Origin of the sequence: Natronococcus sp. (assembly GCF_047921035.1) — an archaeon.
In the GTDB taxonomy this organism is placed as follows: Archaea; Halobacteriota; Halobacteria; order Halobacteriales; family Natrialbaceae; genus Natronococcus.
In genome coordinates this window covers 1-6,888 of sequence record NZ_JBLRWX010000136.1, presented here as the reverse complement: position 1 = coordinate 6,888, position 6,888 = coordinate 1, and the positions used below count along the sequence as shown (strand labels likewise).

6 protein-coding genes and 1 tRNA gene are annotated in these 6,888 nt (G+C 65.1%); 4 read left to right on the top strand and 3 right to left on the bottom strand.

Features of this window, described 5'->3' with window-relative positions; genetic code table 11:
• A partial coding sequence (locus ACNA7R_RS18425) for a PD-(D/E)XK nuclease family protein (RefSeq protein ID WP_416284979.1) occupies positions 1-1,011 on the top strand: 1,011 nt, incomplete at its 5' end.
• Between the two features lie 254 nt (positions 1,012-1,265).
• Here the strand turns inward: ACNA7R_RS18425 and ACNA7R_RS18420 are convergent.
• Positions 1,266-1,339 (bottom strand) — tRNA-Ile (locus tag ACNA7R_RS18420).
• A gap of 68 nt (positions 1,340-1,407) precedes the next feature.
• Positions 1,408-1,998, bottom strand: a complete 591-nt coding sequence (locus ACNA7R_RS18415) for an FxsA family protein (protein ID WP_416284978.1) — start codon at positions 1,996-1,998, stop codon at positions 1,408-1,410.
• Between the two features lie 95 nt (positions 1,999-2,093).
• Here ACNA7R_RS18415 and ACNA7R_RS18410 point away from each other — a divergent pair, with 95 nt between their 5' ends.
• Together ACNA7R_RS18410 and ACNA7R_RS18405 are read left to right on the top strand one after the other, a co-directional pair.
• Positions 2,094-3,740, top strand: coding sequence for a DUF255 domain-containing protein (locus ACNA7R_RS18410; RefSeq protein ID WP_416284977.1), 1,647 nt, complete (start codon positions 2,094-2,096; stop codon positions 3,738-3,740).
• A gap of 80 nt (positions 3,741-3,820) precedes the next feature.
• The gene (locus tag ACNA7R_RS18405; protein WP_416284976.1) at positions 3,821-4,624 is read left to right on the top strand and encodes a TrmB family transcriptional regulator; all 804 of its coding nucleotides are present in this window, start codon (positions 3,821-3,823) and stop codon (positions 4,622-4,624) included.
• On the opposite strand, the gene mptA is transcribed toward ACNA7R_RS18405, so the two are convergent.
• A complete protein-coding gene (mptA, locus tag ACNA7R_RS18400) occupies positions 4,621-5,547 on the bottom strand; it encodes a GTP cyclohydrolase MptA (protein ID WP_416284975.1) in 927 nt (308 codons plus the stop codon). The two genes, ACNA7R_RS18405 and mptA, sit on opposite strands and share 4 nt — an antisense overlap.
• Positions 5,548-5,812: 265 nt before the next feature.
• Between mptA and ACNA7R_RS18395 the strand changes: the two genes are divergently transcribed.
• Positions 5,813-6,733: a DNA polymerase beta superfamily protein gene (locus ACNA7R_RS18395; RefSeq protein WP_416284974.1), complete on the top strand. Its 921-nt coding sequence runs from the start codon at positions 5,813-5,815 to the stop codon at positions 6,731-6,733.
• Positions 6,734-6,888 lie beyond the last annotated feature (155 nt).

The following is a 6,888-nucleotide window of genomic DNA, read 5'->3' as shown; positions in this document are numbered from 1 at the left end:
ATCCCGTGGCAACCGGAACGTGAGCGCTTACCGATCTGGACTGACGTTCAGGAGTGTCTACCGGATGAAGCAGTGGATTGGACCGACACGCTGGCCAAGAACACTGTCGGAGACATCGGTGGACGAGTGGAACACGACACGGAAACGCTCTCTGTAGAGACTGCGCGGGAACGCGTGTTCGACCTCGCAACGGCATCACTAACCGGGCAACTTTCGTTCGACGGCAACCGGTCGGCACTCCAGATTGATGCGTTGACCGGCCCATCGACGGCCGAGCCGTCGCTCTCGCACAGTTACACGTCTCTGGCAGCCTACGAAGAGTGTCCGCGGAGTCACTACCTTGATTACGTAGTCAACGCGTTCCCCGACTATCAGGAATTCACGGGTGACGCCGAGGACGGCGTGTCGCAGCGCGAAATCGGGGTACTCTTCCACGACACCGCAGAACAGGCTGCAAATCAAGATGCGCAGCGCCCTCAGGAGTGGTACGAGATTTGTGAGCGACTCGCCGGCCAACGGCGTGCAAACGACGCGCTCCCAGCGGCGAAACAGTGTATCGACCGGTACTTCGAATTAGACATCGCAGACTACGAGATCATCGACGCTGAGCGAGAATTCGAACTCGACATCAACGGGCACAAGCTCGTTGGCTTCATTGATGGTGTTTACCGGATGCCAGACGACGAACTGCTCGTCATCGACTACAAAGCAACCGAGCGCCATCGAAACATCGACGAGGACAAGCAACTCCCGATCTACCTGTTAGCGTGTCGTGAACTGTACGACGAGCCAGTAACTTGTGCGGGGTATGCCTATGTCGGGAAGATTGGCCCAGCCGTCGAAACCCGCTCATTCGGAGATTCAGAGCTCCAGACTGTCAAAGAAGACGTCACGGCTGCGATGAATCGGATAGCCGAGTTCTCGTTCGACGAGTATGCAGCCGGAAACCACTGTCGATGGTGCCAGCACAATCACCTTCCATGCGCACCAGATAATCTCCGGAGTGATTGATCACCGAGACTCCAACCAGTGGGGCTCGAACGCGTCTTGATTTAAGAAGGGCGACCTCCCCTCACCCAACTATTTATCATTCACCAAACCGTTTGAGCTAACCGGAATCCCGAGACAGAGGCGACCCGCGTTCAGAAGTGAACCAACTAAGCGGCGAAATCGAGGGGGTACCGATTTCCCCAAACGCCGTGAACGGAACTGTCGAACGCTAAACCCGGCGTTACTGGGCGTCTAAGAACCGTTCAGAAGCTGAGTGGGCCAACTCGGATTTGAACCGAGAGCCTCCACCTTATCAGAGTGGCGCTCAACCTAATTGAGCTATTGGCCCGCGTCCGCATCAGTCAGTTGTGCGCTGGGATGGTTAAGTGTTTCTTTCTGGAAGAGCCGTGAGAATCGCTACCGGGCGTAGGGGTCGTTGGCGTCGTCGTCGCTCGAGTCGGTGCGCTCGTCGCCGAACTCGACGGTGTACGACTCCTCGCTGTCGACGCTGTAGTCGTCCTCGCCGAGGTCGTAGGTATCCCCGCCGTCGGACCACTGAGCCCGGGCCTCGTCTCCGTCGGCGCTGCTCTCGGGGAAGCCGAACGTCCAGACGTTTCCGCTCGCGAAGCCGCCGGTCTTCTTGTCCGCGTACGGAACGATCACGTAGCGTTTGAGGGCGGTTCGGATCGGGATTCGGGTCAGGGGAACGACCAGCAGGAATCCGATCAGGTCCGTGACCAGTCCCGGGGTGAGCAGGAAGGCGCCGGAGGCGATCAGGAAGCCGCCGTCGAGGAGTTCGTCGGTCGGCGGTCGGCCCTCGGCGAGCGAACGCTGCATCTTCCGGATCGTTCGCCGCCCCTCGGCCCGGACGAGCAACATGCCGACGAGACCGGTCAGAACGACGAGCAACACCATCGGCACCCAGCCGATGTAGGCGGTCGCGACGAACCCGAGGAGTATCGCATCGAGAAACGGGATCAGCAGTAGTGCGAGGATCCACCGGAGCATGTCCCAACGTAGCCGGCGACGGGTGAAAACCCTTTACACTCCCTCCCGACGCTTCCGAACGAAGCGCTTACCCTGTCGACGGCCGGACGACAGGTATGAACGATCCGACGCGCGTCGAGTGGCGCGAGTGGGGCCAGGACGCCTTCGACGAGGCCGAGGCCGCCGACGTCCCGGTTCTGTGTGCGCTCACCGCGACGTGGTGCGATCACTGTCACGAGATGGACGCCGAGACCTACGCGGAACCCCGCATCGCGGCCCACGTCAACGACGGGTTCGTCCCGGTTCGAGTCGACGTCGACTGCCATCCGCGCGTGCGTGATCGGTACAACATGGGCGGGTTTCCGTCGACGGTCTTTCTGGCTCCCGACGGCACCGTCCTGACCGGCGCCGGCTACCTCGGGCCGGACGGGATGCGCCAGGTGCTCGACAGCGTCCGGACGATGTGGGAGACGAAGGGCAGCGGTGCCGGCCGCGTTCCCCGACCTCTCCGGGAGGACGAGCCGCCGGCCGGCGAGCTCTCGAGCGACGTCGAGGCGGCGATGCTCGGCCAGCTCACCGAAGCCTACGACGAGGTCGCCGGCGGCTGGGGGACCGAGCCGAAGTTTCCGTTGCCCGACGCCCTCGAGTTCGCGCTCAAGCGCGACCGGGAGATGGCGCTGCGCTCGTTCGACGCCGTCGGCGCGAACCTGTTGGACGAGTACGAGGGCGGGTTCTACCGGTTCGCAGCCGAACGCGACTGGGCGGGGCTCCAACACGAGAAGCTGCTCGACTCCAACGGCGCGCTCGTGCGCGCGTTCGCGAACGCCTACCTCCACACCGGAAACGACGCGTACCGCGAACCCGCAGAACGCACCGTCGAGTACCTGACGACGACGCTGTGGAACGGCGACGCCGAGGCGTTCGCGAACAGCCAGGCGCCCGGCGACCCCGAGAGCCACGGCCTCGAGCCCACCGAGCGCGAGACGGCGGACGATCCGCCGGTCGACGAGCGGGTCTTCGCCGGGCCGAACGCGTTAGCGGTCGAGGGACTGTGTACCTACTACGCCTACACCGACGACGAACGGGCGCGGCGGTACGCCGAGCGGGCGCTCTCGACGCTTCGGAGCGAACTGCTCGAGGACGGCGTCGTCAGGCATCGACTCGAGACCGACGACGACCGCGAACGGACCGGGGCGACGCCCCTGCTCTCGAACCAGGCTCGAGTGCTCGCCGCGCTGGCGACTGCCGCGAGCACCCTCGACGCCGACGTTCTCGAGGACGCGACGGCGGTAGCCGACGCGACGATCGACCGACTCCGCGACGGCGACTCGTTCCTCGACAGCGAGGGCGACGGGGTCGGGCTGTGCGATCGACCGCTGCGACCGCTGGACGCGAACGTTGCCCTTGCTGACGGGTTAGTCGAACTTGCGGTGCTTTCCGGCGAGGATCGGTACCGAACGGTCGCCCGGGAGACCCTCGAGGCGTTTGCCGGCGCCAGCGACCGGTTCGGGGTTCAGATGGCTCGGTACGCGACGGTCGCCTCGCGGCTGCTCGAGGGGCCGCTGGTGATCCGGGTCGGCGACGATCCCGGTACCGACCTCCACCGCGCCGCCCTGCGGCTCGCGGACCACGAGAAGGTCGTCGTCGCCGGCGCCGGCGCCCTCGAGGCCGGAACCGCACGCGCCGAGCGCGGCGAGCGCGTTTCGGCAGCCGCCGAAACTCCGAAACAGTTGAGCGAGCGGGTGCAGGAGATTCTCGAGTAGCACACGGGGTGAGCCCCCGGAGTTCGAAGTCGGGTCAAACCACCACAGCGTTTTTGTTTCTCGGGTGAGGTTCTACGGGTATGGCCAGTCTCAGGGATCTCGGGCTCTCCGAGTACGAGGCTCGAGCGTATCGAGCACTGCTGAATACGGGCCCCACAACGGCCAAGGAGTTGTCGCGCGCGAGCGACGTGCCGATGGGGCGGATCTACGACGTACTCAATAGCATCGAACAGTACAACCTCGTCCGCAGCCAGACCGCGAGCCGGCCGAAGAAGTACGTCGCGGTCGAGCCCTCGACAGCGCTGGATCGCCTCCTCGAGGACAAGAAACGCGAACTCGACGAGAAGGCCGACCAGTACGAGTCGATCGTCGACGACCTGGCCGACGAACTCGACGCGGCCGACCCCGTCGAGGAGCAGTTCTGGACCGCCGCCGTCGGCCCCGAGGAGACGATCGATCTCCTGCTCGAACGGCTGGCGGCCGCCGACGACCACATCGTGATGGTCGCCGCGGATCCGGTGCCCGAACGGGACATGCAGGCCGTCAGCGAGGACGTCCTCGCCCAGCTCGAGGACGCCCTGGACCGAGGGGTGTCGGTCGACATCCTGATGACCCGGAAGATGGTCGAGTCGCTCTCGGCGAACGTCGGCAAGCGCTACCGATCGGCGTTACAGAGCCGCGACGACTTCCACGTCCGGACGAACGACGACGTGACGGGCTCGTTCAACATCATCGACGGCGTCGAGATCTGTATTCAGGTGCCGAACCCGCTGTCGTCGGGCGACGCCTTCGGGATGATCGACCTGAAGGATCCGGAGTTCGCCGCGAACGTCCACGCGGAGTTCGCGCCGCGCTGGGAGGAGGCGGAGCCGCTCGTCTTTTAGTCGTCGACTTCCGATCGGAGCTGGTCCATCTCGACGACCCGCTCGGCGTGGGCGTTGTGCTGGTGGATCGACTCGTCGTTGGACTGTTTCATCGTCACCACGGCGTCGTCCGGCAGCTGGTCGAACTCGTCGACGACGCCCTCGGCCATCGAGCGCACGCAGTCCTCGACGAACTTCGCGTCGGCGTGGGCCGCGTAGGTCATGTGGTCCTCGTCGGGGCGTTTCGCCAGGTTGTAGATCCGGGCGCTCATCGAGTCCCGCGCGATGTCGATGACGTCGTTGAGATCGACGTCCGGGTCGCCGTCGGACTCGACGGTCAGCGTCGCGTGTCCGCGCTGGGAGTGGCCCGGCTGTGGCACTTCCTCCAGGAACTCCGTGATCGTCTCCTCCTCGACGCCCAGGTCCTCGAGCGTCTGTTTCGCGCGCGCGGCGGACATCCCCTGCGAGCAGGGACAGACGGTCATGCCGACGACCGTCGCCCCGATCTCCTCGCGGGTGCCCTCCTCCGTGGCGGTCGCAGACGCGATAATATCGACGGTGTGTTGGGTCTCTCGATCGCTGGCGGGCGTCTGCTCGCGGCGCATGAACTCCGCCTCCATCGTGACCTCCGCGCGGGAGGTGTAGTCGTGTTTCCCGAGCAGGCGCTCGGCAACTTCTCCGCAAACCTCCTCGACACGGTAGGCCTCGTCTCGAGTCGCGTCCTCGAGAATCTCGTCGATGACCTCCATGTTGCGGCTCATGTCGGCGCCCTTGCGCCACGACGGGAGGTCGACGAAGACCTCGAACTCGGCGGTGAGGACGATCGGACGTTTGTCTTCGCGGGCGATCTTGACGAGTTTCTCGACGCCGGTGACGCCGACCTGGCTCAGGCCGACGGTGACGTCAGGCGAGGACGCCTGGACGTCCGGGAGCTGGTGACTCATTGCCGACACTCAGGGTAGCGGGCGATTCAACCTTTCGGAAGCGAGAGCGAGATTCGCTCGCACGGCGTCCCGATAGCCGACGAAACCGTTCGTCGCGGTCGGATCGCGTGGCCACGGGACCGTGCCGCTCGTTCTTTAAGTGCCTCTGGTCACAAGGTAGAGCTATGACGGGAAGCCGGGCGTTCTACCGTTCTCAGTTCCACTACAGCTGCGCGTCTCGAACGGCCTCGAGAGCCGAGAGCGGGGGGATCGACACACGGTAGCGATGGCATCGATCCCCGCACACGTACGCGAGACGATCGATTCACAGCTCGACGAGATCGAACGCGTTCGAGAGGTGGCGATCGTCCTGGCGGTCGCCCGCGGGAGCCACGCCTGGGGCGCGGCGGGACCCGACAGCGACTACGACATCGGCTTCGTCTACACTCCGACGGATCTCCGACGGTACGCCCACCTCGGCGGCGTCGACGAGGTGCTCCTCGAGGAGCGCGAGGAGTTCGAGTACCAGGGCTGGGACGTCCGCAAGTTCGCCGCCTTGCTTGCCGACTCGAACGACGGCGCGATCGACCTTCTCAGGAGCCCGATCCGGTACCGAACGCGCTACGATCCCGACCCGCTTGCGGACTACGTCGAGCGGACGTACAACCCGATCGACTGCTATCACGCCTGGCGGGGGATCGCGACGAACAACTACCGGAAGTACCTCTCCGAGCACCTGGTTCGGAACGACGACGAGACGTTTCCGACCCTCGAGCGCCGCGACGGGGAGTACCTCGTCGAGACCGATGAGGGTACGACGACCGTCGTCGCGGACGACGAGCGGTTCGCCGAAACGGGGACGAAACCGACGGTCAAGCGGAACCTGACCGTCGTCCGCGCCGCGATGGCCGCACGGTACCTGAAGGAGACCGGCGAGCGCGGCGACCACGAGCTGCCCGCGATCGAGTTCGAGGCGTTCCTGGACGAGCAGGCCCCCACGGTCTTCGACGACGAGCGGATCGGCCGCGCCCGGGACCTCCTCGAGCGCAAGCGCGCGGGAGAGGGAACCGTCCGGATCGGCGACGCGGTCGGTCGTGCGTTCGCCCACCCGCCGAAGCGCATCGATCCGGCAGTACACGCTCGAGACGGCCCCGATCGGGCGCGACTGAACGACGCCATCGACGAGATGATCGCGGCGAGTCGATAACGTGGCTCGCCCTCCTCGGTTTACGTGACTCTGATCACAAGGTAGAGCTATGACGGGATGGCGTCGCTTCTCGCGTTCTCACCACGCGGTAGCGGGGAGGCCCCGGCCTCAACGAGAGAGCGAAGCAAACGAGTAGGCCGGGGAGGAAGCGCGTT